Here is a 25115-nt window from a genome sequence, read left to right as displayed (position 1 = left end):
GGGCTTCGTCATCGCATCGATCAGAGGAACGCTGCGAGCTCCTGCTCGATCGCCGGCTTCGGCCGGGCGCCGATGAGCTCCTTGACGACCTCGCCGCCCTGGAAGAGCTTCATCGCGGGGATCGACGTGATGTTGTAGCGCATGGCCAGGTCGGGCTCCTGGTCGACGTTCACCTTCACGACGTCGAGCTTGTCGGTCTCGCCGTCGATCTGCTCCAGGATGGGGCTGACCGCGCGGCACGGACCGCACCAGGCGGCCCAGAAGTCGACGAGCACGGGCTTGTCGGCGTTGAGCACGTCCTGCTCGAACGATGCGGTGGTGACTTCCTTCACAGTGCGGCCTCCTCAGGGCTCGTGGCGAATGCCGGCACGGCGTGCGCGGCCAGGTAGTGCTGCGCGTCGAGCGCGGCGACGGTGCCCGACGCGGCGGCCGTGACCGCCTGTCGGTAGGTCGGGTCGGTGACATCGCCCGCGGCGAAGACGCCCGGCACCGACGTGCGCGACGAGCGGCCCTCGACGGCGATCGTGCCCTCATCGGTGAGGTCGAGCTTGCCGTGCACGAGGTGCGTGCGGGGGTCGGAGCCGATCGCGACGAAGACGCCGTCGATGGGCATGCTCCACGTGCGGCCAGAGACCGTGTCGCGGAGGGTCACGCCGCTGACCTGCTCGGTGCCGTTCGACTCGGTGCCGGTGATCTCGTCGATCGTGGCGTTCGTGAGGAACTCGATCTTCTCGTCGGCGCGGGCGCGGTCGAGCATGACCTGGCTCGCGCGGAAGCTCTCGGAGCGGTGCACGATCGTGACCTTGTCGGCGAACTTCGTCAGGAAGGTCGCCTCCTCCATCGCCGAGTCGCCGCCGCCGACGACGATGAGCTGCTTCTGCTTGAAGAAGAAGCCGTCGCACGTCGCGCACCACGAGACGCCGTGGCCCGAGAGGCGCTCCTCGCCGGCGATGCCGAGCTTGCGGTAGGCGGAGCCCGTCGCGTAGATGACCGTGCGCGCCTCGAGCACCTCATCGCCCACGTGCACGCGCTTCACCTCGCCGTCGAGCTCGAGCTCCGTCGCGTCCTGCATGCGCACGTCGGCGCCGAAGCGCTCGGCCTGCTGCTGCATCGCGAACATGAGCTCGGGGCCCTGCACGCCGTTCGGGAAACCGGGGAAGTTCTCGACCTCGGTCGTCGTCATGAGGTCGCCGCCCAGCTCGACGCTCGACGCGAGCACGATCGGCCGCAGGTTGGCCCGCGCCGCGTAGATCGCGGCGGTGAACCCTGCCGGGCCGGAGCCGATGATGATGACGTCGTGCACTGCGTCTCCTGAGGTCGATGGGGGATGCGTGGGGAACAACCGATTCTAGGTGGCGGGCATTCCCGGGCGATCGGGCTCGCCCACGACCGTCAGCAGGTCGCCGGTCGCGGCATCGACGACGATGAGGCCCGCGGTCGGCCACTCGGGCGTGCGACGCACGACGGGGCTCGCGACGCGAGAGCGAGAGCGGCGGTCCCACGAGTCGACGAGCCGACCGGAGTCGGCGTCGATGATGAGCACGGCCGGATGCGCGTGCGCGAGCGACGAGGAGGCATCCGACGACCACCATCCCTCGACCGCGAGCGGCATCGACGGCGGCTCGAGCTCGCGCTGCTGCTTGCGCTCGCGGGTGAGCGATGCCCCGACGATCGCGCCAGCGGCCGCGAGCGCGCCCGCGACGATGGGCGCGGCCAGGCGGATGAGCGATCGAGCCATGGCGTCCCCTTCCGCGCGGTGCGCGCGCACCGCCGTTCGAGCCGATGCTAGAGGGCGCGCATCTGCGCGGGCACTGGGTTGGCCGACACCGTCTTGCCCGGGGCCGGGCGGCCCGAGCCGCGGATCAGGCCTCGGCGGTGTCGGACTGGCCGCGGCCGCGGCGGAACCGCGCGAGCACGAGGTCGACGGTCATGCGGAAGTCGGGGTTGCGCGTGAGGTACAGCAGGGCGAAGTAGACGGCGCCCATCACCGCGCCGGCGATGACGCACGTGATCGCCGCGCTCGCGACCGTCGCGGTGCCGAAGCCGTCGGCGCGGTAGCCGCCGAGCGCGAACGTGACGGCGACGCCCGCCGCCGCGGCGACGAGCGAGTACGCGAGGTACTGCACGTGGCGCAGGCCGATGAGCTTGAAGCCGAACTGGCCGATGCGGCGCCGCACGAGCACGAGCCAGACGGCGCACGAGATGAGGTTCGCGATCGAGACGGACAGGGCGGTGCCGGCGATGACCCACTCCGCAGGCAGCGTCGATGCCCACCACAGCAGCGCGAAGGTGATGAACATGCCGACGCACGAGTAGAGGAAGGCGGTCCGGGTGTCGCCGAGCGCGAAGAACACGCGCTGCAGCACGAACTCCGCGCTGAACGCGACGAGGCAGACGAGGAACGCCCAGATGGTGAACGCCATCGCGAGGGTCGGATCGAACCCGCCCTCGAGCATCCGCGAGAACGGCACGGCGATGACGGCGAGCACGAACGCCGAGATGGTGGTGAGCATGCCGACCGAGCGGAGCGCGCTCGAGACGTCGAGGCGGATGCCGGAGAGATCGTCGCGCGCGGCGTGGTGCGACATGCGGGTGAAGAAGGCGATCGCGATCGAGACCGCGATGATCGAGTGCGGGAGTGAGAAGACGTACCAGGAGTTCTGCATCGTCGCGATGTTCGCGCCCTCGCCGAGCGAGGCGACGCGCGACTGCACGATGCCCTTGACCTGGCCGATGATGACGATGCCGAACAGCCACAGCGCGGCCTTGCCCGTCGCGCCGAGGCCGACGCCGCGCCAGCCGAAGTCGAGCCGGAACCTGAGCCCTGTCTTGCGGAAGAAGAGCACGAGCACGAGCGCCTGCACCGCGACGCCGCCGGTCGTCACGAGCCCGAGCATCGTGATGCGGTCGGCGTCCCACACGTCGACGAACTTGTTCACCCGGTCGGTGCCGAACAGCAGGATGAACGCGCCGAGGCCCGCGATCGACACGATGTTGTTGACGACCGGCGCCCACGTGTAGGGGCCGAACTGGCTGCGCGCGTTGTAGATCTCGCCGAGCAGCGTGTAGATCGCGTAGAAGAGGATCTGCGGCATGCACCAGTAGGCGAGCGCGACCGCGAGCGCCATCTGCTCCTCGGAGAAGCCGCGACCGTCGTCGCCGGCCGAGATGGCGTAGATGTCGACGAGCAGGGGAGCGGCGATCGTCGCGACGATCGTGAGCACGAGGAAGACGGTGCCGCCGAGCGTGAGGATCTTCGAGACGTAGGACTCGCCGTTGTCGGCGCCCTTCGACGCCTTGACGATCTGCGGCACGAGCACGGCGCTCATGACGCCGCCCGCGACGAGCGCGTAGACGTTGTTCGGCAGCTGGTTGGCCATGCCGAACGCCTCGGCGGCCTTCGAGGTCGACTGCCCGATCGCGACGGCGAGGAGCACCATCTTCACGAAGCCCAGCACCCGGGAGACCATCGTGCCCGCTGCGATGATCGCGCTGGCCTTGCCTGTGCTCACCCGGTCTCCTCCGCCGCGACGCTGGATCCTGGGGCGTCGAGGTCGCCGCGCGCCTGGCCCCTGCGCCGCTTGCGCACCGACCGCCAGATGCCGAACACCAGCAGCAGCGCGATGGCGCTGCCGAGCACCCAGGCTACGGCGGTCTCGATCGTGGGCTGCGCGGTGACACGCAGCGTCTGCACCTGCCCGAGCGCGACGCCGTCGGGCGTGTGGAGCTGGGCGATGACGAGCACGGTGCCGGTGCCGACGATCTCGACGGGCACCTGCACGCGCTGCTGGCTGCCCGGCGCGAGCGTGACCGTCGTCGACGGCTGCGAGACGTTCACGAGCGCGTTCGAGGCGCGGAGCGAGAGCACGACCTCGGCCGGCACCTCGAGCCGGTTGACGATCGTGACCGGCATCGGCACGCTCTCGCCGACCGCGTGGATCTCGCTCCCGCCGACGATCTCGACCGCGGTGCGCAGGTCGGCGAGCTCGCCCCCCAGCCCCTCGATCGCCTCGCGGTCCTCGTCGGTGATGGGCAGGCCTGCGTCGGGCAGAGCGGTGAGGAGCGACAGCCGCAGCGATGCGAGCAGGGTCGAGGGGTCGCTGACGATGCCGGCGATGCGCGCGGCGTCCGCCTCCTGCGCGAGCGCCGCCTGCACGAGCTCGGCGCCCTCCGTGCTGGCCGGGGCCTCCGGTTCGGCGAGCCGCGCGTCCCTCGGCTCGAGCGCGAGCGCCGCGTCGACGCCGACCGTCTCGACGAACCCCGCCTCGGCGAGGTCGCCGAGCAGCTCGACGGTCGATCCCTGCGTCGTCGCCGGCAGGGCCGCCGCGAGCGTGCGCGGGTCGCTCGGCCGTTCGCGCGTGATCGTCGCGAGCAGCGCCATCACCTCGGCGCGAGCGTGCGCGGCCTCGAGCGGGTCGACCGAGGCCGCCGTGGTGACGAGCCGCTGCAGCTCGCCGTCGGCGGCGAGCACGTCGACCTCGTCGACCGTGGCGTGGGCGGAGGGCGTGCGGCCGCCGATCTCCTCGTCGAGGCTCGAGGTCGTCACGACGACCGTGCCGATCGCGGCGAGGGCCGCGAGCTCCTCTTCGTCGATCACGACCGCCGTCGCGTCGATCACGGGCTCGCGCGCGCCGACCTCGCCGGCGGAGGCGGGCAGCGGGGGACCGTCCTCGCGCGGGATGCCGAGCGGCTCGATGGGGTAGTGGCCGGCCCGCACGAGCGCGATCGGATCGGCGTTCGAGTAGAGGAGGGGATAGGCACCCGGCGCGCCGGCACGGTCGAGCCAGTCGATCGCGGCCTCGGGTGCCTCGTCGCCGAGCGCGGCGGCGGAGGCGCCGATCGCCGGGTCGACGCCGATCGTCGCGCCGGCGTCGAGCGCCGTGTCGAGCGCCGCGCGGGCGTCGCCGTCCACGCCCGTCGCCGCCTCGAGCTGCTCGGCGTCGAGCAGCCCCTCCGCACCCGTCGGCGCGTCGATCGGCGCGGCGAGCGCGAGCCGCGTCGGGCTCGCCTCGCCCGGCTCGTCGAGCACGACGACGCTCGTCGCGCCCGTGACGCTCGGCGCGGTCGCGGCGAGCCCGTACGCGCCCCACGGCGCGCCCTCGAGACCCAGCGCATCCGCGTCGATCGAGACGGTGACGGAGTGCTCGTCGAGCGCGGCGACGGCGGGCAGCTCGACCGTCGCGACGACGCGGTTCGCCGCGATCGCCTCGCCCGCGAACCACCGCGAGAGGGAGTAGCGCGTCGCGATCGGCGAGGCGGTGAGCAGCACGTCGACGCTCGTCGCCGGCGCGATCGCGCTCGAGCGGTTGTCGAGCGCGACCTCGAGCTCGAGCCCCTCGCCGGCGCTCAGCAGCGGGTCGACGGGCGCGAGCTCGAGCGTCGGCGCCTCCGCGGCCGGCGTCGTGGCGGGCAGTGCGGCGACGGCCTCCGGCGCCCCGGCGAGGGGAGCCGCGAGGAGCGCCGTCGCGACAGCCGCGACGGCGCACGCTGACGCGCTCCGCCGCGTCAGGCGACCTGCCGACAGCATGCGCCCAAGTGTAGGCAACGCACTCATGGACCCCGACTGCGGCAGAATGGGCGCTCGTGACCGACATGGGGGAGGCGACCGCGCGACTGCACGCGCTCGTGGGATCGACGCCGACGAGCGACCTCGCGACGGCCTTCGCCGCCGCCGGCCACGAGCTCGCCCTCGTCGGCGGACCGGTGCGCGACGCCTTCCTCGACCGCCCGGTCACCGACCTCGACTACACGACGAGCGCGGGCCCCGATGAGATCCTGCGGCTCGTCGCGCCGCTCGCCGACGCGACGTGGGACGTCGGCCGCGAGTTCGGCACGATCGCCGCGCGCATCCGCGGCGCCGATGTCGAGATCACGACGTACCGCGCCGACCAGTACGACGGCGTCTCGCGGAAGCCGGCGGTGCGCTTCGGCGAGTCGCTCGAGGACGACCTCGTGCGGCGCGACTTCACCGTCAACGCGATGGCGCTGCGCGTCACGCCCGCGCGGGGCGAGACGGGTGGGGCGGATGCGGTGCCCCAGCTCGTCGACGTCGGCGGCGGGCTCGAGCACCTGCTCGCGCGCGTCATCGACACCCCGCAAGCGCCGGAGCGCTCCTTCGACGACGACCCGCTGCGCATGATGCGGGCGGCGCGGTTCTCGGCCCAGCTCGGCTTCGAGGTCGCGCCGCGCGTGCGGGCCGCGATGGCGGAGCTCGCCGACCGCATCCAGGGCATCTCCGCCGAGCGCGTGCGCGACGAGCTCTCGAAGCTGCTCTTGACGAGCCGGCCGGTGCCGGGCATCCGCCTGCTCACCGACACGGGCATCCTCGACCGCGTGCTGCCCGAGGTGCCCGCGCTGCGGCTCGAGGCCGACGAGCACGCGCACCACAAGGACGTGTACGAGCACTCGCTCACGGTGCTGCAGCAGGGCATCGACCTCGAGGCGACGCGGAACCCGGATGCCGCGCCCGACCTCGTCTCGCGTCTCGCGGGCCTGCTCCACGACATCGGCAAGCCCGCGACCCGGCGCATCGAGGGCCGCACCGTGACGTTCCACCAGCACGACCTCGTCGGCGCGCGGCTGGCGAAGCAGCGGCTCAAGGCGCTGCGGTTCGACAACGACACGGTGAAGGCGGTCGCGCGGCTCGTCGAGCTGCACTTGCGCTTCTACGGCTACGGCGACCAGGCGTGGAGCGACTCGGCGGTGCGTCGCTACGTGCGCGATGCGGGCCCGCTGCTCGAGCGGCTCCACATCCTCACCCGCTCCGACGTCACGACCCGCAACCGGCGGAAGGCCGAGCGGCTCGACTTCGCCTACGACGACCTCGAGCGGCGCATCGCCGAGCTCGCCGAGCAGGAGGAGCTCGAGGCCGTCCGCCCGGATCTCGACGGCAACCGCATCCAGGAGGTGCTCGGCATCCCGCCCGGCCGTGAGGTGGGCGAGGCGTACCGGATGCTGCTCGAGCAGCGCCTCGAGCACGGCCCGCTCGGCGAGGAGCGCGCCGAGCAGGTGCTCCGCGACTGGTGGGCGGCGCGCGGCGCCTGATCGACGTCCAGGTCTTGCCGATCCGCCATTGATGCGGGCGCGAGCCCTGCGGTACAGTTGACAGGTTGTGCGGGCGCTGCTCTTCCTGGAGCACGAGGCCCCGCGCACCATGCATACCCTCCTGCTGCAGACCGCCTGCAGCCGTTCTAGTCCGAAGGAGGTGGGTGAAGCATGCAGCAGTACGAGCTGATGGTGATTCTCGACCCGGAGGTGGACGAGCGCACTGTCGCCCCGTCCCTGGAGAAGTTCCTCGGTGTCGTCCGCAACGACGGCGGCACGATCGACAACGTCGACATCTGGGGCCGTCGTCGCCTCGCATACGAGATCGACAAGCGCACCGAGGGCATCTACGCCGTCGTGAACTTCACGGCCGAGCCGGCGACGAGCGACGAGCTCGACCGCCAGCTGAAGCTGTCGGAGGCCGTCATGCGCACGAAGGTGCTCCGCGCCGACGTCGCCGTGGCCCGCGCCGGCAAGGAGCCCGTGAAGCGCGAGGCCAAGGCCGAGGCGCCCGCAGAGGTCGAGGCCGAGTAGCCATGGCCGGCGAGACGATCATCACGGTCGTCGGCAACCTGACTGCCGACCCGGAGCTGCGCTACACGCAGAACGGCCTCGCGGTCGCGAACTTCACGATCGCGTCGACCCCCCGCACGTTCGACCGCCAGGCGAACGAGTGGAAGGACGGCGAGGCGCTGTTCCTCCGCGCCTCGGTGTGGCGCGAGTTCGCCGAGCACGTCTCGCAGAGCCTGCAGAAGGGCTCGCGCGTCATCGCGCAGGGCCGGCTGAAGCAGCGCTCGTTCGAGACGCAGCAGGGCGAGAAGCGCACGGTCATCGAGCTCGAGGTCGACGAGATCGGCCCCTCGCTCCGCTACGCGACCGCGCAGGTGACGCGCACGACGGGCGGCGGCGCTGGCCGCAGCTCCGGCGGGCAGCAGCAGTTCGGCCAGGGCGGCGGCTTCGGCCAGCCCCAGCAGGTCGCCGACGAGCCGTGGGGCCAGCCGGCCGCGCAGCCGCAGTCGACCGGCGACGTCTGGGGAGCCCCCGGCACCTCCTACAACGACGAGACCCCCTTCTAAGGGCTCTCTCCAAGCATCACCGGGACGGCAGTCCCGAGCACGAAAGAAGGACACATGGCTGGCAAGCCGCAGAACAACAGGAAGCCGCGCGGCGGCAAGGGCGGGAAGCCGCTCGCTCCCGCCAAGGCGATCAAGGTCGGCGTCATCGACTGGAAGGACGTCGCGACGCTCAAGAAGTTCATCTCGGAGCGCGGCAAGATCCGCGCCCGTCGCATCACCGGCGTGTCGGTGCAGGAGCAGCGCCTGATCGCCAAGGCGATCAAGAACGCTCGCGAGATGGCGCTCCTGCCCTACTCGGGCGCCGGACGCTGAGGGGACTGACACATGGCAAAGCTCATTCTCACCAACGAGGTCTCCGGCCTCGGCTCCGCTGGTGACGTCGTCGAGGTCAAGAACGGGTTCGCCCGCAACTACCTCGTGCCCCAGGGCCTGGCTGTCGCGTGGTCGCGCGGCGGCGAGAAGCAGGTCGAGCAGATCAAGGCCGCCCGCGTCGCTCGCGAGCACGCCACGATCGAGGAGGCGCAGGACCTGCGCGCCCGCCTCGAGGCGAACGTCGTCACGCTGAAGGCGAAGGCCGGCTCCGAGGGCCGCCTCTTCGGCTCCATCCAGACGAAGGACATCGCCGAGGCGGTCGAGGCAGCCGGTCACGGCTCGATCGACAAGCGCGTCATCGAGATCCCGACGCCGATCCGCTCGGTGGGCGACCACCAGGCGACCGCGCGCCTGCGCGACGAGATCGTCGCGACGATCTCGCTCAAGGTGGTCGCAGCCAAGTAGGGCCGCCACTTCGCTCGAGGGCCCGCATCCGTCATGGATGCGGGCCCTCGTCGTCTGCGGACGGGGCGGATGCGGGACGTGGCTCTCAAGCGAACCTGAAGAAGCGCTGGAAGTCTCAACGTGTACTTCAACCCCACTTCTCCCCACGTCCTGTGCAAAGAGAAATGCCCGGTCAGCGTCGTGTTTGCGTGCTTTCCGGCGCGGAATCCCACAGGACTGTGCACAGGCAAGCGGTGTGTCGCGCTAGTCAAACCCCGGCGTTGTCCCCAGTCGTCCACAGAGTTGTCCACAACACGATTCGCTGAGGCGACGAGGGCCTCCTAGCCTGATGCAGGCTCCCGCTGGCTGGTCCGTGTGGGCAGCCCACGAGACGATCGAGCCGGAAGGAGCAGCGTGACCGACCTGGCAGAGATCGGGCTCGACGAGAGCCGGTACAGCGAGCGCACCCCGCCGCACGACCTGCTCGCCGAGCAGTCCGCCATCGGCGGCATGCTGCTCTCGAAGGACGCGGTCGCCGATTGCCTCGAGACCGTGCGGGGCGGCGACTTCTACCAGCCGAAGCACGAGATCGTCTACGAGGCGATCCTCTCGCTCTACTCGCGCGGCGAGCCGACCGACGTCATCACCGTGAGCGACGAGCTCACGAAGACCGGCATGCTCTCGCGCGCCGGCGGGGTGCAGTACTTGCACTCGCTCACCTCGATGGTGCCGACCGCCGCGAACGCCGGCTTCTACGCCGAGATCGTCGCGGAGAAGGCCGTGCTGCGCCGCCTCGTCGAGGCCGGCACGCGCATCGTGCAGATGGGCTACGCCTCCGAGGGCGAGGTCACCGACCTCGTCAACCACGCGCAGGCCGAGATCTACTCCGTCATGGGCGACGAGCAGGCCGAGGACTACGTGCCGCTCAGCATGGCCGTGGAGGCCGCCATCGAGGAGATCGAGGCCGCGAAGGGCCTCGACGGCGTCATGACGGGCGTGCCGACCGGCTTCCGCGAGCTCGACGAGCTCACGAACGGCCTGCACCCGGGTCAGATGATCGTCATCGCGGCGCGACCCGGCATCGGCAAGTCGACGCTCGCGATGGACCTCGTGCGCGCGTGCTCGATCAAGAGCGACCTGCCGTCGGTCTTCTTCTCGCTCGAGATGGGCCGCACCGAGATCGCGATGAAGCTGCTCTCCGCCGAGTCGAGCATCCTGCTTCAGAAGCTGCGCAAGGGCGCGATCGAGGGCCGCGACTGGACGACGCTCGCGCAAGTGCGGGGCCGCATCAACGACGCACCCCTCTACATCGACGACAGCCCCAACCTCACGCTCGTCGAGATCCGCGCGAAGTGCCGCCGCCTCAAGCAGCAGGCCGGCTTGCGCATGGTCGTCATCGACTACCTGCAGCTCATGACGAGCGGCAAGAAGGTCGAGTCGCGCCAGCAGGAGGTCTCCGAGTTCTCGCGCTCGCTCAAGCTGCTCGCGAAGGAGCTGCAGGTGCCGGTCATCGCGCTCTCGCAGCTCAACCGCGGTCCCGAGCAGCGCGGCGACAAGAAGCCGGCGATCAGCGACCTGCGAGAGTCGGGCTCGATCGAGCAGGACGCCGACATCGTCATGCTGCTCCACCGCGAGGACGCGTACGACCGCGACATCCGGCCGGGCGAGGCCGACATCATCGTCGCGAAGCACCGCGGCGGCCCGACCAAGACGATCCCGGTCGCCTTCCACGGACACCTCGCGCGCTTCGCCGACATCGCGCCGGGCATGGGTCCGGGCGACGGGGGAGCCCCGGCGATCCCGCCGGCCGGCACGCCCTTCGGCGGCGCGCCCTACGGGGCACCGCCCCCGCCCTACGAAGGCTGAGCCGGCGAGGGGCCCGACCGCGCGGTCGGCCCCTCGAGGTCGGTCTCAGTCCTGCTGGCCGACCGCGAAGTCGACGCGGCCGTCGGCCGAGGCGGATGCGTCGAGCACCTTGTCGTCGAGCGCGGTCGCGGCCGAGGGGTCGAGGAAGACGCGCACGCCGGCGGCCTCGACCACCTGGTCGTCGGCCTCTGGCGCGGTCGCGACGGTGACGCCGAGCCCGGCGCCGTCCTGCTCCTGGGCGATGCGCAAGCCACCGGTCGCAGCGGCGTCCGCGTGCTGGACGATGCCGCCGATGACGGTCTGGGCGTTCTCGGTCAAGGTGAGCATGGCTGCTCCTTCCGTTGGCGAGCGGGCCACGATGCCGAGGATCCGACCGGCTCGCAAGCCAGCGAACGGTTCGGGCGTGTCATCGCGCGAGCATCCGGGGGTCGTCCGCGACGGGCCCTGCCACACTGGAGGCATGCCCACCGACTCCGAGGCGCGTGTCGCCGTCTACATCGACTTCGACAACATCCTCATCTCCCGCTACGACCAGATGCACGGTCGCGGCGCCTTCCACAGCGACAAGGTCCGCACGCTGCCGATCGACGGCCGCGAGTCGAAGGCGCGCACGCGCTTCGCCGAGGCGACCGTCGACCTCGGCGCGATCATCGACTACGCGTCGAGCTACGGCTCGATCGTGCTGAGCCGCGCCTACGCCGACTGGTCGGTGCCGGCGCACGCCGCCTACCGCGACCAGCTGCTCGCGCGCGCCGTCGACCTCGTGCAGATGTTCCCCACCACCCGGGCGCTCAAGAACGGCGCCGACATCCGACTCTCGATCGACGTCGTCGAGGACCTCTTCCGGCTCGACGACATCACCCACGTCGTGGTCGTCGCCGGCGACAGCGACTACATCGCGCTCGCGCAGCGCGTGAAGCGGCTCGGCCGCTTCATGGTCGGGATCGGCGTGGCCGGGTCGACCTCGAAGTCGCTCGCCGCGGCGTGCGACGAGTTCGCCGACTACGACGCGCTGCCCGGCGTCGTGCCGGTCGAGCGCTCGCGCCGCGAGGAGCAGGCCGAGCCCGACGCGCCGGAGCCCACGCCCGAGGAGGCGAAGCAGATCGAGGCCGAGGCCGTCGAGGTCGCCGAGTCGAAGCCCGCTCGCCGTCGCCGCCGGGCGACGAGCGAGTCGGTCGCGCAGGAGCGCGACGACGTCGAGCCGACCGCCGAGCAGCGCGGCGACGCCGCGACTGGCCTGCTCGAGCGCGCCCTGCGCATCCTGCTGCAGAAGGGCGACGAGGAGTGGCTGCACGCCAACGTGGTCAAGGAGCAGATGAAGCGGATGGATCCGGTGTTCAACGAGAAGTCGCTCGGCCACCGCTCCTTCTCCGACTTCCTCGGCGCGCGCGACGAGCTCGTCGAGGTGCGCGAGGACGGGCAGGCGCGACTCCTCCGGCTGCGCCGCAGCTGAGCGCCGAAGCGCCCCGCCGATCGGCGGGGCGCTTCGCGGTTCCGGGCCCCGGTCAGCCGTTCGAGGCGGCCGACGGAGCCGAGGGAACCGAGATCGGCGAGGCCGGCGACTGCGCGGAGGCCGGCGACGGCGCCGAGGCGGGGCTCTGCGCGGAGGCGGGGGACTGCGCCGAGGCGGGGCTCTGCGCCGAGGCCGGCGACGGCGCCGAGTCCACGGCTGCCGGTGCGGCAGGCTGCGGCGCGGGCGCCTGGGTCGCCGACGCGGCCGACGGGGCGTCGGTCGCCGAGGGCGCGGTCGGCGCGGAGATGACCGAGGCGTGGTCGCCGCTCGTCGTGATGCCGACGGGACCGCGCTCGAGCAGGTCGCCCTTGACCGCTGCCTGCTCGACGACCTGACCGTCGGCGCTGCGCAGCTCGACGGCGTTCGCGACGCCCGCGGCGCTCGCGGCGATGGCCCCGATGCCGAGCGTGCTGAGCGTGCCGATCGCGATCCACTTGGTGTTCATGGTGTCCTCCTGCTGGTCTTCGTGCTGTGGGTGCGGAGGCGGTGTGCCCGTCTCCGTCGCTGTGCCTCCACTGTCTCGAGCGCCGGTGAGGGGGAGGGGAAGGCTGGATGAGAGCCCTCTCACGACGCCGCGGCGCGGGTGCAGACTGGGTCGCATGCCGGAGCTGCCCGAGGTGGAGGCGCTCGCGACCGACCTCGCCGAGCGCCTCGTCGGGCGCGTCATCCGCCGCGTCGACGTGACCGAGATCGCCGCGCTCAAGACCTACGACCCATCCGTCGACGCCCTCCGCGGCGCGACCGTCACCGACGTGCACCGGCGCGGCAAGCACCTCGTGATCTCGGTCGATCGCGACCTGCACCTCGTGCTGCACCTCGCGCGGTCCGGCTGGATCCGCTGGCGCGACACCGCGCCCCGCCCGACCGCCGGCCGCGGCCGCGGGCCGCTCGCCGCTCGCGTGCAGCTCGAGCCCGACGGCGACGGCATCGACATCACCGAGCAGGCGACGCAGAAGCGGCTCGCGCTCCACGTCGTCCAGCACCCCGAGCAAGTGCTGTCGATCGCGACGCTCGGCCCCGAGCCGCTCGATCCTTCCTTCACGGAGGAGCGCTTCGCCGGCATTCTCGCGAAGGCCGGCCGCGCGCCGATCAAGGGCGTGCTGCGCGATCAGCAGCGCATCGCGGGCATCGGCAACGCCTACTCCGACGAGATCCTGCACGCGGCGCGCATGTCGCCGTTCCACCCCGCCTCGATGCCGCCGGAGGACGTGCACCGCCTCTTCGAGGCGCTCCGCCAGGTGCTCGGCGACGCCGTCGAGCGCGCGCGAGGCGTCGAGGCGTCATCGCTCAAGGCGGAGAAGAAGCAGGGGATGCGCGTGCACGGCCGGAAGGGCGAGGCGTGCCCGATCTGCGGCGACACCGTGCGGCAGGTCATCTACGCCGACAGCACCTTCGAGTACTGCGCGACATGCCAGACGGGCGGCAAGCCGCTCGCCGACCGCGTGCTCTCGCGCCTCGGCGTGCGCCGCTGAGCGCCCGCCGCGATCGGGCTCAGCCCAGCGCCCCCGCGATGATGCTCCACGGCTGGATCGTCTCGACCGTCACGCCCGGCGCCGAGTAGTAGGGGTCGGCGTCGATCGCCGCCCGCACCTCGTCGACGTCGTCGGTCGCGAACAGCACGAGCGAGCCCGACTGGTCGCCGAACGGCCCCGCGGCGATGACGAGCCCCTGCTCGTGCAGCTCGACGAGCCGCTCGCGGTGGCGCGGCCGCAGCTCGAGGCGGGCGGGGTCGTCGGTGAAGGAGGCGATGACGGCGATCATGCTCCAAGCCTAGGCATGAGCCGGCACGGATCGAGCAGGGCGGATGCGCGACCGTCACCGGTGAGCATCCGCCCTCCGTGGAGCGCTGGGGCTCAGGCGTCGACGAGCGCAGCGCTCGAGGCGGCGACGACGCGCTCGACGAGCGCGCGGAGGGGCTCGATCGAGCGGGCGACGAAGGCCGTCGGGTCGGCGAGCCGCATCGACTCGTCGAAGTCGCCCTGCTCGAACGCCAGCTGCACGCCCTGCTCGTCGAGCGCGAGCCCGATGTACGTGAGCACCGCCGAGAGCTGCGCCGCGGCGGCCGCTCCGCCGGCCCAGCCGTACGAGACGATGCCGGCCGGCTTGCCGGCCCACTCGTGCTTGAGGTAGTCGATGGCGTTCTTCAGCGCGGCGGGGTAGCCGGAGTTGTAGTCGGGAGTGACGAACACGACGCCGTCGAGCGCCTCGATCCGCTCCGCCCACGCGATCGTGTGCGGGTTCGAGCGCACGCCGGAGGCCGGCGGCATGGCCTCGTCGAGCAGCGGCAGGCGCAGCTCCGCGAGGTCGAGCATGACGGCGTCGGCGCCGGCGCCCTCGATGAGCGCGGCGATCTCGTCGGCGACGGGTCGGCCGACGCGCACCGGGCGCGTGCTGCCGACGATGATGCCGATCTGGGGGCGTGCGGACATGACTCTCCTTGCTGTCGGGGCATGGTCACGGCGCACGGCGTCGGGCACCAGGTCCAGACAGCTCGGTCGAACGGATGCGCATTCCCGGCCCTCGCGGGGCGGGCGCGGCGAGCGACCGCGAGGCGTCAGGCGAGGAACGCGCGCGCGGCGGCGACCATCGCGGTCGTGGCCGTGTCGAGCGTCGGCTGCAGCACCGGGATGAAGTTCGGCGAGTGGTTCGAGGGCACGTCGATGTCGAACGTGCCGCGCTCTCGCGCCTGCGCGACGAGGGCGGGGTCGAAGCCGCCGTAGAACCAGTAGACGTACGGCGCGCCCCACGTCGCGGGCAGGTCGCTGAAGTCCTCGGAGCCGAGCAGCGGCTCGGCGGGTGCGTGGGCCTCGCCGAACGCGGCGTCGAACGCCTCGGCGAGCCGGGCCGACGCATCCTCGTCGTTGATCGTCAGCGGCGCGGCGTCGCCGTGCTCGATCGTCGCGGCCGGGGCGCCCGCGACCTGGCACTCGCCCTGCACGATGCGCTCGATCGCGGCGAGCACGCGGCGCCGCACGGGCGCCTCGAAGGTGCGCACGTTGATCTCGAAGCGCGCGGAGTCGGGGATGATGTTCTGCTTCGTGCCGGCGTGGAACGTGCCGACCGTGACGACCGCGCGGTCGGAGGGCGCGACCTCGCGCGCGACGATCGTCTGCAGCCGCACGACCATGGAGGCCGCGAGCACGATCGGGTCGATCGTCTTCTCGGGCTGCGAGCCGTGGCCGCCGCGACCGTGCACCGTGACGATGAGGTGGTCGCTCGCGGCCATCACCGGGCCGCCGCTCAAGCGCACCTCGCCGGCCGCGCCGGGCATGACGTGCTGGCCGAGCGCGATGTCGATGCCGCCGGGCAGCAGCGCCCGGAGGCCCTCCTGCATGCCGCGGGCGCCGTTGATGAGCTCCTCGGCGGGCTGGAAGACGGCGACGATCGTGCCCGACCAGTCGTCCTGGTCGGCGAGCACGCGCAGCGCGCCCTGCAGCGAGGCCATGTGGGTGTCGTGGCCGCACGCGTGCATGACGCCCGTGACCTGCCCCTCCCACTCGTCGGTCGCGGTGGAGCGGTAGGGCACCTGCTCGACCTCGGTGACCGGCAGGCCGTCCATGTCGGCGCGCAGCAGCACCGTGGGCCCCTCGCCGCGGCGGAGGATCCCGACCACGCCGGTCGACTCGCCGACGCCCTCGTGCACCTCGAGGCCGAGCTCGCGCAGCAGCTCGGCCATGCGAGCCGCCGTGCGGTGCTCGCGGTTCGAGAGCTCGGGGTGCGCGTGCAGCTCGCGGTAGAGGTCTTCGATGAACGGGCGGTGGCGCTCGAGGGTCATGGCGTCAGCGTAGTCGCGCCGGGTGCCGCCGAGGCGGCCGGCGGTAGGATGGGAGCAGCTGTGAGGAGAGCCGTGACCGAGACTTCCGGGCCCTCGCAGGGACTGCACCCCTGGCACCTCCCTGCGATGCGAGCCGTCCCCGCGCTCGTCGTCGGGCTGCCGCTGCCGTTCGTGCAGCTGCACTCGGCGCTCGTGGGGCTCATCGCGCTCGCGGTGCTGCTCGCCGGCACCGCGCTCGCGCTCTGGCTCGGGCGTCGACTCGTCCCCGCCGCCGCGGGCGGCTGGCCCGCCCTCGTCGCCGCCTGGTCGGCCGTGATGGCCGTCGTCGCAGCGGTGCTCGCGGTCGCGCTGCCGACCGAGACCGCCTTCGGCCTCGCCGTCGCGGCCTGGGCGCTCCCGGCCGGCGCGCTCGAGCTCTCCGGCTGGTGGCGGATGCGCGACGCGACGGTTGCGCGCACGCTCCGGCTCGCGCGCGACTGGCGCGCGGTCGCGGTCCTCACCCTCGTCCTCGGCGTCGTCTTCGCGTTCACGCGCGACGCCGTGACCCTCACCGGCCTCATCGGCGCCTACGCCGTGATCGTCGGCGTCTACCTCGCGCTCGCGGCGCTCTCGGCACGACCTGCGCGCGCCACCACCGAACCCGAGCGGAGCGACGCATGAGCGACCCCCTGAACCCCGGTCCGCAGCACGGCGGGCCCGTCCAGCCCACCCGCAAGCAGCAGCTGAAGCCCTTCGAGTACCTCGCGTTCGCGGGCGCCGCCGGCCTCTTCATCGGCCTCATCGTCTTCATGACCGTGCGCGACGTCGTGCTCGCCCTCATCTTCGGCGGTGTCGCCTTCATCCTCACGCTGCTGCTGACGGCGACGCTCATGCTCGCCGTGAAGCCCAAGGGCCGCGCCTCGGCCGACCTCGACAAGCGCGACGGCTTCGAGGCGTGAGCCGCGCGGCGCTGCTGACCGCCGTCGCCCTGACCTCCAGCGCCGTCGTCCTGCTCGCGGGCTGCAGCGCGACCGGTCCCGCGGCACCGCCGAGCGCCGCTGGCCAGGCGGACGGCCAGGCCGACGGCCCGCACCTGCGCGCCGAGGGCCTCGCCTTCGACCCGGTCGCGCACGACGTCGACCCGGATGCCGAGTGCGAGGGGCGCGGGGGCCGAGAGGCGCTCGCGGTGCTCGACCGCGCGGCATGGCCAGAGCTCGGCGTGTCGGCCGGCGACGCGGTCATGCGCTGCGGGAACGCCGACGGCGCGGGCTGGCGGCACATCGCCGACGGCCACACCGGCGACTTCGGCGAGCTCGCCGAGCTCGTCGACGCCGAGTGGGAGGACGTCGCGTGGTTCGCGATCGACCGCGCCCTCGAGCAGCCGACGCGCGTCGAGGAGTACCGCGAGGACATCCTCAACTACGACGTGCTCGTCGAGCACGTCGACGGCGGCGAGACGACCCGCTCGTGGATGGTGACCGTCGGCGTGGGCCTCGGCTCCGGCCAGGTCATCACCGCGTTCCCCGACGAGCAGCGCTGAGCGCGCGGCCTGCGAGTGCCGCGGATCTCGCCCCTACCGTCGGCGTGCGCGCGGTGCTTCACTGACGCCACCACGATCGCGACTCGAGGAGGAGGCGCGCGATGAAGACGGAGCACCAGCCGCACACGATGATCGACATCGCCGGGCTCATGCATGCGGCGCGGGCGGAGGCCCGTCGGGTGATGGAGGCCTCGAATGGCGATCTCATCAGCGACCACGAGGCGGTCCTCGACCGCCTGCAGGCCGCCGAGCTCATCGACGGCGACGAGGCGCGCACGCTGCTCGAGCTCTACCGGATCGGCTTCGAGGCCGGTGAGGGCAAGGCCGATGCGCAGCGCGCGTTCTTCGAGTCGAGGAGCATCTACGACCGGATGGCCGCGAGCGGCACGACGAGTCCCGTGGCGCTCGTCGTCGCCTCAGCCGCGGTCGGCTCGTTCGAGGTCTCGCCCGGCGACGACGGATCCACGACCGTCGCGATCGCGCGCCAGAGCTACGGCTCGAGCCTCGCCGGGATCGGCGCCGGCATCGGCGCCATGATCGGCGGACCCGCGGGCGGCGCCCTCGGCGGCGCGATCGGCGGGCTCATCGGCGGCATCGTCGACGAGAAGAAGGACAAGAAGAAGACGTAGCGCCGCGGTCTGCGGCGGCTGGGCGTGGATCGCGCTCGTCGTGAGGGCACGGTCGAGCCCTCGGTGCCGTTCCCGCTCTCCGGCTGGGTGGCGCCGCTGCAGCCGTAGCGCTCGGCGCCTGCCACGATGGGGTCATGCGCGATCTCGTCGACGTCGACTGGCTGGCCGAGCGTCTGGGCGAGCCCGGCCTCATCGTCCTCGACGCGAGCATGGCGCCGCCCGGCACCGACGAGGCGCTGCCGACCGAGGGCATCCCGGGCGCCGTGCGCTTCGACATCGACGGTCGCTTCTCGAGGCACGACGAAGCGGATGGGCTCGGTCCCGTCGGCGTGCACGACGCGCTCGCGCCCGACGACCTCGAGCGAGAGCTCCGGGCGATCGGCATCCGCGACGGCGACCGCGTGGTCGCCTACGACGCGGCCGGCATGTTCTCGAGCGCTCGCGCGTGGTGGATGCTCCGCGCCGCGGGCATCGACGCGGCCGTGCTCGACGGGGGCCTTCCCGCCTGGGTCGCGGCAGGGCATCCGCTCATCCCCGTCTCCGACAGCACCGGTCGGATGGGCGACGTGACGGTGCGATGGGATGCGTCGGCCTTCGTCGACGCCGACACCACGGCCTCGGCGCTCGCGGAGGGCGACGCGGCGGTGCTCGACGCGCGATCGCCCGCGCGCTTCCGCGGCGCCGAGCCCGATCCGCGCCCGGACGTGCGCGCGGGCCACATGCCGGGCGCCCGATCGCTGCACTACGCGGCGCTCGCTCCCGGCGGGCGGCTGCTGCCCGAGGCCGAGCTCGCCGCGCGGCTCCGCGAGGCGGCGGGGGAGCAGCGCGTCATCGCGAGCTGCGGCTCGGGCGTCACCGCGGCCGTCGTCGCGCTCGCCGCGACCCTCGTCGGCCGCGACGCGACGGTCTACGACGGCTCGTGGGCGGAGTGGGGGCGTGCCGACTCGGGTCGCCCGATCACGACCGGCGCCTGACCGCGCGGTATTCTTTTGAATCATTCACGATAACTGCTACGGTGGGGATGTGAACGAGACGGATGTCGAGCTGCTGCGCGAGCGCGGCCTGCGGGTGACGCAGGGCCGGCTCGCGGTGCTCGACGTGCTCGGCCGCATGCCGCACTCCGACGCGGAGGCCGTGCACCGCGCCCTCGCCGACGCGGGCCACGGCACCTCGGTGCAGTCGGTGCACAACGTGCTCGGCGACCTCACGGGAGCGGGCGTGCTGCGTCGCTTCGAGCCCGAGCGCTCGCCCGCGCGCTACGAGCGGCGCATCGACGACAACCACCACCACGCCGTGTGCTCGCGCTGCGGCAAGGTGGAGGACGTCGACTGCGTCGTAGGGGAGGCCCCGTGCCTCCACGCCGACGCGCCGCCCGGGTTCACGGTGCAGGCCGCCGACGTCACGTTCGTCGGCCTGTGCGCCGAGTGCACGGGCACCGACGGCTCGAGCGCCGTCGCCTGACGGCACGCGCGCACCCGGGCGACGGAGCCCATCCACCACCGCTCGCGCGGCTCGACCGCGCGCGCCCCACGATCTCCACCAGGCCCAGCAGGACGAGAAGGACGGAACACCGCATGACGAAGCCCACCACCAACAGCGTCGGCACCCCGATCGGCAGCGACGCGCACTCGCAGAGCGCCGGCGCGAACGGCGTGATCGCGCTCACCGACCACTACCTGGTCGAGAAGCTCGCCCACTTCAACCGCGAGCGCGTGCCGGAGCGCGTGGTGCACGCCAAGGGTGGCGGCGCCTACGGCACCTTCGTCACGACCCACGACGTGTCGCAGTACACGCGCGCGGCGCTCTTCCAGCCGGGTGTCGAGACCGAGATGCTCGCGCGCTTCTCGACCGTCGCCGGTGAGCAGGGCAGCCCCGACACGTGGCGCGACCCGCGCGGCTTCGCGCTCAAGTTCTACACGAGCGAGGGCAACTACGACCTCGTCGGCAACAACACGCCCGTCTTCTTCATCCGCGACGGCATCAAGTTCCCCGACTTCATCCGCTCGCAGAAGCGCCTGCCCGGCTCGCACCTGCGCGACAACGACATGCAGTGGGACTTCTGGACCCTGAGCCCCGAGTCGGCGCACCAGGTGACGTGGCTCATGGGCGATCGCGGACTGCCGAAGACCTGGCGCCACATGGACGGCTTCGGCTCGCACACCTACCAGTGGATCAACGCCGCCGGGGAGCGCTTCTGGGTGAAGTACCACTTCAAGACCAACCAGGGCAACGAGTTCCTCTCGCAGGCCGAGGCCGACCAGCTCGCGGGCAGCGACGCCGACCACCACATCCGCGACCTCTACGGCGCGATCGAGGACGGCGACTTCCCGTCGTGGACCCTCTCGGTGCAGGTCATGCCCTACGAGGACGCGGAGACCTACCGCTTCAACCCGTTCGACTTGACGAAGGTGTGGCCGCACGGCGACTACCCGCTCATCGAGGTCGGGCAGATGACGCTCAACCGCAACCCGGAGAACTACTTCGCCGAGATCGAGCAGGCGGCGTTCAGCCCCGCGCACTTCGTGCCGGGCATCGCGGCGAGCCCCGACAAGATGCTGCAGGCGCGCATCTTCAGCTACGCCGACGCGCAGCGCTACCGCATCGGCGTCAACCACGCCGAGCTGCCGGTCAACCGCGCCCGCACCGAGGTGCACTCCTACGACAAGGAGGGCTCGATGCGCCACGGCTTCGGCTCGCCCGCCGCGCCCGTGTACGCGCCCAACTCGTTCGGCGGCCCGGCGGCCGACCCCGCCGCCGCCGGCGACGACCGCGGCTGGGAGAACGACGGCGAGCTCGTGCGCTCGGCCATCACGCTCCACCCGGAGGACGACGACTTCGGTCAGGCCGGCACCCTCTACCGCGAGGTGCTCGACGAGCCCGCGCGCGAGCGCCTCGTCGCGAACATCGTCGGCCACGTCGGCAAGACGCGCGTGCCGGAGATCCGCGAGCGCGCGCTGCAGTACTGGACGAACGTCGACGCCGACCTCGGCGCGCGCGTCGCGGCGGGACTGACGCCCATCACCGAGCCGCGCACGTCGCTCGCGTCGGAGCCGGTGCGCACGCCCGCGGTCTTCTAGCCGCTCACGCTCGAGGCCCGTGCCGGTTCCGACCGGCGCGGGCCTCGCGCGTTCCGCCCACCAGGGGCGGGAGCTGGCGCGCTGCGCGCGAGCTCAGTCGCGCTCGCCGATCGCCGCGACCACGACCTCGACGCGGTCGCCGCGGTACTGCAGCTGCAGGTGGTCCTCGCCGACGCGGAAGCGGTCGGCGTCCTCCGACTCCCAGATGGGCTCGCCGAGCAACGCCCGCGCGTCACCCCTCGTCGAGTCGCTCGTCGCTCGGGTGCATGCCGAGGGCGTCGAGGTAGGCGCGGATCTCGCCCGTGACGCTCACGGCGCCTCCCGCATCACGGTGACCTCCTCGACCCGGTCGTCGGCGTAGCCGAACCGCACGAAGTACGCGCCGTCGATCTCGAACCGGTCGGCCTCCGCGTTCGACCACTCGGGCTCGCCGAAGCGCTCGAGCACCTCCGCTCGCGTCGCCGTGCCCGAGAGTCCCTCGATGAGCGAGTCGGCGGCGGGGTGCGCGCCGCGCCCCTCGGCGGGCTGCGTGTAGAGGAAGACGGTGTCGAGCGCGCCGTCCTCGAAGAGGAACTCGCCGAGCCCCTGCTCGGCCGTCAGGTACGTGCGCTTCGAGGGGCCGACGTCGAACTCGCTGCGCTCGACGGGGAGGCCGACGAGCGTCATCGCCCGCAGCACTCGCTCGTCAGTCACGGGCTGGCCGAGCGCACTCGCCATCGTGTGCAGGTCGCCCGCGATCGTCATGCTCCGCCTCCGGTTCGGTCCGGGTCTGTCGGCATGCCGCTTCAGGGGCGCAGCAGCGACTTCACCGCGCGGCGCTCGTCCATCGCGCGGTAGGCCTCGGCGGCCTCGTCGAGCGGGAGCTCGAGGTCGAAGACGGCGGATGCGTCGAGCTCGCCCGAGAGCACGGCCGGCACGAGCTCCGGCAGGTACCGGATCACGGGGGCCATGCCGCCGCGGAGGCCCACGTTGCCGCGGAAGGCGACGCGCCACGGCACGGCCGCGCCGTGCGGGACGCCGACGAAGCCGACCGTGGCCCCGGGCCGGGCGGCCTCGAACGCCGTCGTCATCGACTCCTCGGTCCCCACGCACTCGAGCACCGCATCCGCCCCGACGCCGTCCGTGAGCTCGAGCACCGCGGCGACAGCGGCGTCGCCGCGCTCCGCGACGAGGTCGGTCGCGCCGAACGCGGTCGCGAGCCGCTGCCGCTCGGGATTGCGCGAGAGCGCGATGATGCGCTCGGCGCCGAGCCGCTGGGCGGAGAGCACGCCGCAGAGCCCCACGGCGCCGTCGCCGACGACGACCGCGGTCGAGCCGGGCGTCACGCCGGCCGAGACGGCCGCGTGGTAGCCGGTCGGCAGCACGTCGCTCAGCGCGAGCACCGCCGCGTGCCGGTCGGGCGAGGGCGCCTCGTCGAGCACGAAGCACGTCGCGTCGGCGTTCGTCACCCGGGTGAGCTCGGCCTGGCCGCTCGCCGTCATCGCGAGCTCGACGCATCCCTGGGTCTGGCCCGCCCGGCAGTGCACGCAGCGGCCGCAGCAGTGGTTGAAGGGCACGATGACGAAGTCGCCCTCGCGCACGCGCTCGACTCCGGCGCCGATCGCCTCGACGACGCCGATCGCCTCGTGGCCGACCGTGCGCGGCTCGGGCACGTCGTTGACGCCGCGGTACGACCACAGGTCGGAGCCGCACACGCAGCCCGCGACGACGCGCACGATCGCGTCGGTCGGGCGCTCGATCGTCGGGTCGGCCCACTCCTCGACGCGGATGTCGCCGGGCGCATGCAGGATCGTCGCTCGCATGCCCTCAGCCTGGCACGCGCGGCTGAGTGCGCCTGGCTACGGCAGCCGGTCGACGAGCTCGCTCGCGAGCCCCGTGTAGGTGTGCGGCGTGAGGCGGCGCAGCCGCTCCTTCGCGCCCTCGGAGATGTCGAGGCCGTCGACGAACGCGACGAGCTCCGCCTGCCCGACGCGCTGGCCTCGCGTGAGCTCCTTGAGCTGCGCGTAGGGGTCGTCGATCTGCGACCGGCCGGCGAGCACCTCGGCGCGGATCACCGTCTGGATCGCCTCGGCCAGCACCTCCCAGTTGCCCTCGAGCGCGGCGTCGAGCGCCGCGTCGGAGACGGCGATCTCGCCGAGCCCGCGCCGCAGGTTGTCGAGCGCGAGCAGCGAGTGGCCGAGCGCGACGCCGATGTTGCGCTGCGTCGACGAGTCGGTGAGGTCGCGCTGCAGCCGGCTCGTCACGAGCGTCGCCGAGAGCGACTCGAGCAGCGCCGACGCGATCTCGAGGTTCGCCTCGGCGTTCTCGAAGCGGATGGGGTTGATCTTGTGCGGCATCGTCGACGAGCCGGTCGCGCCCGCGACGGGGATCTGCGTGAACGCGCCGAGCATGATGTACGTCCACACGTCGGTCGCGAGGTTGTGCAGGATGCGGCCGGCGTGCGAGATCGCGCCGAAGAGCTCGGCCTGCCAGTCGTGCGACTCGATCTGCGTCGTGAGCGGGTTCCAGGTGAGGCCGAGCGAGGCGACGAAGGCGGATGCCGTGGCGGGCCAGTCGGCGTCGGGCTCGGCCACGACGTGGGCCGAGAAGGTGCCGGTCGCGCCCGCGAACTTGCCGAGCACCGGGGAGCCCGCGATGCGCGTCGCCTGCCGCTCGAGCCGCCAGGCGACGACCGCGAGCTCCTTGCCGAGCGTCGTCGGGGTGGCCGGCTGCCCGTGCGTGAGCGAGAGCATGGGCCGGTCGCGCTGCTCGAGCGCGAGCTCGCGCAGCCGATCGATCACCGCGCGGAGCCCCGGCAGCCACACGTCGTGCACGGCCGCGCGCACCGTGAGCGCGTAGGAGAGGTTGTTGATGTCCTCGCTCGTGCACGCGATGTGCACGGCTTCCGAGAGCCGCTCGAGCCCCAGGTGCGCGAGCCGCTCGCGCACGAGGTACTCGACCGCCTTGACGTCGTGCCGGGTGACGGCTTCCTTCTCGGCGAGCCAGTCGATCTCCTCCTGGCCGAAGCCCGCCGCCCACTGCCGCAGCGCATCCGCCTGGCTCGCGTCGACCGGGCTCGCGCCGAAGAGCCCGTGCTCGGCGACCCACAGCAGCCACTCGACCTCGACGTGCACGCGCGCGCGGTTGAGGCCCGCCTCGGAGAGGTGCTCCGAGAGTCCCGCGACCTGCCGCTGGTAGCGGCCGTCGAGCGGCGAGAGGGGCTGGGCAGGAATCGTCATGGGGCTCCTTCAGGCGCGGAGGGCTGGCTGGATCTGGCGGAACAGCCGGCCGACCGCGATCTCGATCTGGCGGAGGACGGTGCCGAAGAAGGCATCCTCCGAGTAGTAGGGGTCGGGCACGTCGGGCACGGTCGCGTCGGGGTCGAACGACAGCAGCAGCCGGATCTTCGAGCGCTGCTCCTCGTCGCGCGCGAGCGAGCGGAGAGCCCGCTCCTGCCCGCGGTCGAAGGCGATCACGAGGTCGAAGGTGTCGAGCCAGTCGGCGCTGAACTCCTTCGCGCGGTGGGCGCGGGCGTCGTAGCCCGCGTCGACGAGGGTGCGGAGCGTGCGCGCGTCGGCCGTCTCGCCGACGTGGTAGTCGCTGATGCCGGCGCTCGCGACGAGCAGCCGGTCGGCGAGCCCGTGCCGCTTCGCGAGCTGCTCGAAGACCGTCGCCGCCATCGGCGAGCGGCAGATGTTGCCGGTGCAGACGAAGCAGACGCGGAAGCGCGTCGCATCAGCGAGCTCCCGTTCGATCGTCACCCGCCCATTCTGGCGGATGCGGCGCACCGGCCGCGCGGGCGCCGCCGGTTCTCCACAGGCGAGCGCTCGCGCCGCCCGAGCGGCAGGTCGCGGGTGCCATCGTGCCGCCCACGGCGGAGG

At 72.5% G+C, this 25115-nt stretch carries 29 protein-coding genes and 1 pseudogene; 15 read left to right on the top strand and 15 right to left on the bottom strand.

The features are described 5' to 3' along the window. Positions 1–20: 20 nt before the first annotated feature. The 5 genes from trxA to ACP7BI_RS08415 form a co-directional block, all read right to left on the bottom strand. Positions 21–332: a thioredoxin gene (gene trxA / locus ACP7BI_RS08435; RefSeq protein WP_021010593.1), complete on the bottom strand. Its 312-nt coding sequence runs from the start codon at positions 330–332 to the stop codon at positions 21–23. Further along, complete coding sequence (gene trxB, locus ACP7BI_RS08430; protein WP_425845073.1) at positions 329–1303, bottom strand: thioredoxin-disulfide reductase; 975 nt, start codon at positions 1301–1303, stop codon at positions 329–331. Before trxB ends, trxA begins: the two co-directional genes overlap by 4 nt. Positions 1304–1348: 45 nt before the next feature. Beyond that, the gene (locus ACP7BI_RS08425; protein ID WP_425845070.1) at positions 1349–1738 is read right to left on the bottom strand and encodes a hypothetical protein; all 390 of its coding nucleotides are present in this window, start codon (positions 1736–1738) and stop codon (positions 1349–1351) included. Positions 1739–1862: 124 nt separating this feature from the next. Continuing rightward, positions 1863–3512: a murein biosynthesis integral membrane protein MurJ gene (gene murJ / locus ACP7BI_RS08420; protein ID WP_425845068.1), complete on the bottom strand. Its 1650-nt coding sequence runs from the start codon at positions 3510–3512 to the stop codon at positions 1863–1865. Next, positions 3509–5527: a DUF6049 family protein gene (locus ACP7BI_RS08415; protein ID WP_425845066.1), complete on the bottom strand. Its 2019-nt coding sequence runs from the start codon at positions 5525–5527 to the stop codon at positions 3509–3511. The genes murJ and ACP7BI_RS08415 overlap by 4 nt, the downstream gene beginning before the upstream one ends. A 56-nt stretch (positions 5528–5583) precedes the next feature. Between ACP7BI_RS08415 and ACP7BI_RS08410 the strand changes: the two genes are divergently transcribed. From ACP7BI_RS08410 to dnaB, 6 genes and pseudogenes are all read left to right on the top strand, one after another. Further along, the gene (locus ACP7BI_RS08410) at positions 5584–7044 is read left to right on the top strand and encodes a CCA tRNA nucleotidyltransferase (protein WP_425845065.1); all 1461 of its coding nucleotides are present in this window, start codon (positions 5584–5586) and stop codon (positions 7042–7044) included. A 171-nt stretch (positions 7045–7215) separates the two neighbouring features. After that, the gene (gene rpsF / locus ACP7BI_RS08405; RefSeq protein WP_211447085.1) at positions 7216–7578 is read left to right on the top strand and encodes a 30S ribosomal protein S6; all 363 of its coding nucleotides are present in this window, start codon (positions 7216–7218) and stop codon (positions 7576–7578) included. A 2-nt stretch (positions 7579–7580) separates the two neighbouring features. Further along, positions 7581–8120, top strand: coding sequence for a single-stranded DNA-binding protein (locus tag ACP7BI_RS08400; RefSeq protein WP_211447084.1), 540 nt, complete (start codon positions 7581–7583; stop codon positions 8118–8120). 54 nt (positions 8121–8174) lie between these two features. After that, positions 8175–8432: a 30S ribosomal protein S18 gene (rpsR, locus tag ACP7BI_RS08395; protein ID WP_021010585.1), complete on the top strand. Its 258-nt coding sequence runs from the start codon at positions 8175–8177 to the stop codon at positions 8430–8432. Between the two features lie 12 nt (positions 8433–8444). Beyond that, positions 8445–8897 (top strand): 50S ribosomal protein L9, encoded by a 453-nt coding sequence (gene rplI / locus ACP7BI_RS08390; RefSeq protein WP_211447083.1) that lies wholly within the window; start codon positions 8445–8447, stop codon positions 8895–8897. 402 nt (positions 8898–9299) lie between these two features. Then, a pseudogene (gene dnaB / locus ACP7BI_RS08385) lies at positions 9300–10640 on the top strand (replicative DNA helicase); the annotation flags it as partial. Positions 10641–10787: 147 nt separating this feature from the next. Here the strand turns inward: dnaB and ACP7BI_RS08380 are convergent. Beyond that, positions 10788–11069, bottom strand: a complete 282-nt coding sequence (locus tag ACP7BI_RS08380) for a hypothetical protein (RefSeq protein ID WP_425845061.1) — start codon at positions 11067–11069, stop codon at positions 10788–10790. Positions 11070–11202: 133 nt separating this feature from the next. On the opposite strand from ACP7BI_RS08380, the gene ACP7BI_RS08375 reads away from it, so the two are divergent. Continuing rightward, positions 11203–12195, top strand: a complete 993-nt coding sequence (locus tag ACP7BI_RS08375) for an NYN domain-containing protein (RefSeq protein WP_425845059.1) — start codon at positions 11203–11205, stop codon at positions 12193–12195. A 52-nt stretch (positions 12196–12247) separates the two neighbouring features. On the opposite strand, the gene ACP7BI_RS08370 is transcribed toward ACP7BI_RS08375, so the two are convergent. Next, positions 12248–12700: a hypothetical protein gene (locus ACP7BI_RS08370; protein WP_425845058.1), complete on the bottom strand. Its 453-nt coding sequence runs from the start codon at positions 12698–12700 to the stop codon at positions 12248–12250. A 154-nt stretch (positions 12701–12854) separates the two neighbouring features. On the opposite strand from ACP7BI_RS08370, the gene ACP7BI_RS08365 reads away from it, so the two are divergent. After that, the gene (locus tag ACP7BI_RS08365) at positions 12855–13727 is read left to right on the top strand and encodes an Fpg/Nei family DNA glycosylase (protein WP_425845055.1); all 873 of its coding nucleotides are present in this window, start codon (positions 12855–12857) and stop codon (positions 13725–13727) included. A gap of 19 nt (positions 13728–13746) precedes the next feature. Here the strand turns inward: ACP7BI_RS08365 and ACP7BI_RS08360 are convergent, their stop codons facing one another. The 3 genes from ACP7BI_RS08360 to ACP7BI_RS08350 all read right to left on the bottom strand — a co-directional run bounded on the left by ACP7BI_RS08360 (position 13747) and on the right by ACP7BI_RS08350 (position 16030). Then, on the bottom strand, positions 13747–14016 hold the full coding sequence (locus ACP7BI_RS08360) for a YciI family protein (RefSeq protein WP_425845053.1): 270 nt from the start codon (positions 14014–14016) through the stop codon (positions 13747–13749). Between the two features lie 92 nt (positions 14017–14108). Further along, positions 14109–14684, bottom strand: a complete 576-nt coding sequence (locus tag ACP7BI_RS08355; RefSeq protein WP_425845052.1) for an NADPH-dependent FMN reductase — start codon at positions 14682–14684, stop codon at positions 14109–14111. A gap of 125 nt (positions 14685–14809) precedes the next feature. Next, a complete protein-coding gene (locus ACP7BI_RS08350) occupies positions 14810–16030 on the bottom strand; it encodes an amidohydrolase (protein ID WP_425845050.1) in 1221 nt (406 codons plus the stop codon). A gap of 72 nt (positions 16031–16102) precedes the next feature. Here ACP7BI_RS08350 and ACP7BI_RS08345 point away from each other — a divergent pair, with 72 nt between their 5' ends. From ACP7BI_RS08345 to ACP7BI_RS08315, 7 genes are all read left to right on the top strand, one after another. Next, positions 16103–16690 carry a hypothetical protein gene (locus ACP7BI_RS08345; protein WP_425845047.1) on the top strand — a complete coding sequence of 196 codons (588 nt, stop codon included), beginning with the start codon at positions 16103–16105 and terminating at the stop codon, positions 16688–16690. Continuing rightward, positions 16687–16968 carry an ABC transporter ATP-binding protein gene (locus ACP7BI_RS08340; RefSeq protein ID WP_425845045.1) on the top strand — a complete coding sequence of 94 codons (282 nt, stop codon included), beginning with the start codon at positions 16687–16689 and terminating at the stop codon, positions 16966–16968. Before ACP7BI_RS08345 ends, ACP7BI_RS08340 begins: the two co-directional genes overlap by 4 nt. Continuing rightward, on the top strand, positions 16965–17549 hold the full coding sequence (locus ACP7BI_RS08335) for a hypothetical protein (protein WP_425845043.1): 585 nt from the start codon (positions 16965–16967) through the stop codon (positions 17547–17549). The genes ACP7BI_RS08340 and ACP7BI_RS08335 overlap by 4 nt, the downstream gene beginning before the upstream one ends. Positions 17550–17650: 101 nt before the next feature. Beyond that, entirely contained in the window at positions 17651–18178 is a 528-nt protein-coding gene (locus tag ACP7BI_RS08330) for a hypothetical protein (protein WP_425845041.1), read from the top strand. Between the two features lie 134 nt (positions 18179–18312). Next, positions 18313–19152 (top strand): sulfurtransferase, encoded by an 840-nt coding sequence (locus tag ACP7BI_RS08325; RefSeq protein WP_425845038.1) that lies wholly within the window; start codon positions 18313–18315, stop codon positions 19150–19152. A gap of 49 nt (positions 19153–19201) precedes the next feature. Beyond that, the gene (locus tag ACP7BI_RS08320) at positions 19202–19639 is read left to right on the top strand and encodes a Fur family transcriptional regulator (protein ID WP_425845035.1); all 438 of its coding nucleotides are present in this window, start codon (positions 19202–19204) and stop codon (positions 19637–19639) included. A gap of 113 nt (positions 19640–19752) precedes the next feature. Then, positions 19753–21255 (top strand): catalase, encoded by a 1503-nt coding sequence (locus ACP7BI_RS08315; RefSeq protein ID WP_425845034.1) that lies wholly within the window; start codon positions 19753–19755, stop codon positions 21253–21255. Positions 21256–21348: 93 nt separating this feature from the next. On the opposite strand, the gene ACP7BI_RS08310 is transcribed toward ACP7BI_RS08315, so the two are convergent. The 5 genes from ACP7BI_RS08310 to ACP7BI_RS08290 form a co-directional block, all read right to left on the bottom strand. Continuing rightward, on the bottom strand, positions 21349–21477 hold the full coding sequence (locus ACP7BI_RS08310) for a hypothetical protein (protein ID WP_425845032.1): 129 nt from the start codon (positions 21475–21477) through the stop codon (positions 21349–21351). Positions 21478–21564: 87 nt separating this feature from the next. Beyond that, positions 21565–21999, bottom strand: a complete 435-nt coding sequence (locus ACP7BI_RS08305) for a hypothetical protein (protein WP_425845030.1) — start codon at positions 21997–21999, stop codon at positions 21565–21567. A 41-nt stretch (positions 22000–22040) separates the two neighbouring features. Then, positions 22041–23057 (bottom strand): zinc-binding dehydrogenase, encoded by a 1017-nt coding sequence (locus ACP7BI_RS08300; RefSeq protein ID WP_425845028.1) that lies wholly within the window; start codon positions 23055–23057, stop codon positions 22041–22043. Positions 23058–23093: 36 nt separating this feature from the next. After that, on the bottom strand, positions 23094–24473 hold the full coding sequence (purB, locus tag ACP7BI_RS08295) for an adenylosuccinate lyase (RefSeq protein WP_425845026.1): 1380 nt from the start codon (positions 24471–24473) through the stop codon (positions 23094–23096). Positions 24474–24482: 9 nt separating this feature from the next. Beyond that, on the bottom strand, positions 24483–24995 hold the full coding sequence (locus tag ACP7BI_RS08290; RefSeq protein WP_249295584.1) for a low molecular weight protein-tyrosine-phosphatase: 513 nt from the start codon (positions 24993–24995) through the stop codon (positions 24483–24485). Positions 24996–25115: the final 120 nt, after the last annotated feature.

It is taken from the genome of Agrococcus sp. TSP3-2-1, assembly GCF_049897585.1.
Lineage (GTDB): Bacteria > Actinomycetota > Actinomycetes > Actinomycetales > Microbacteriaceae > Agrococcus.
This window is presented reverse-complemented; position numbering and strand designations above follow the sequence as displayed.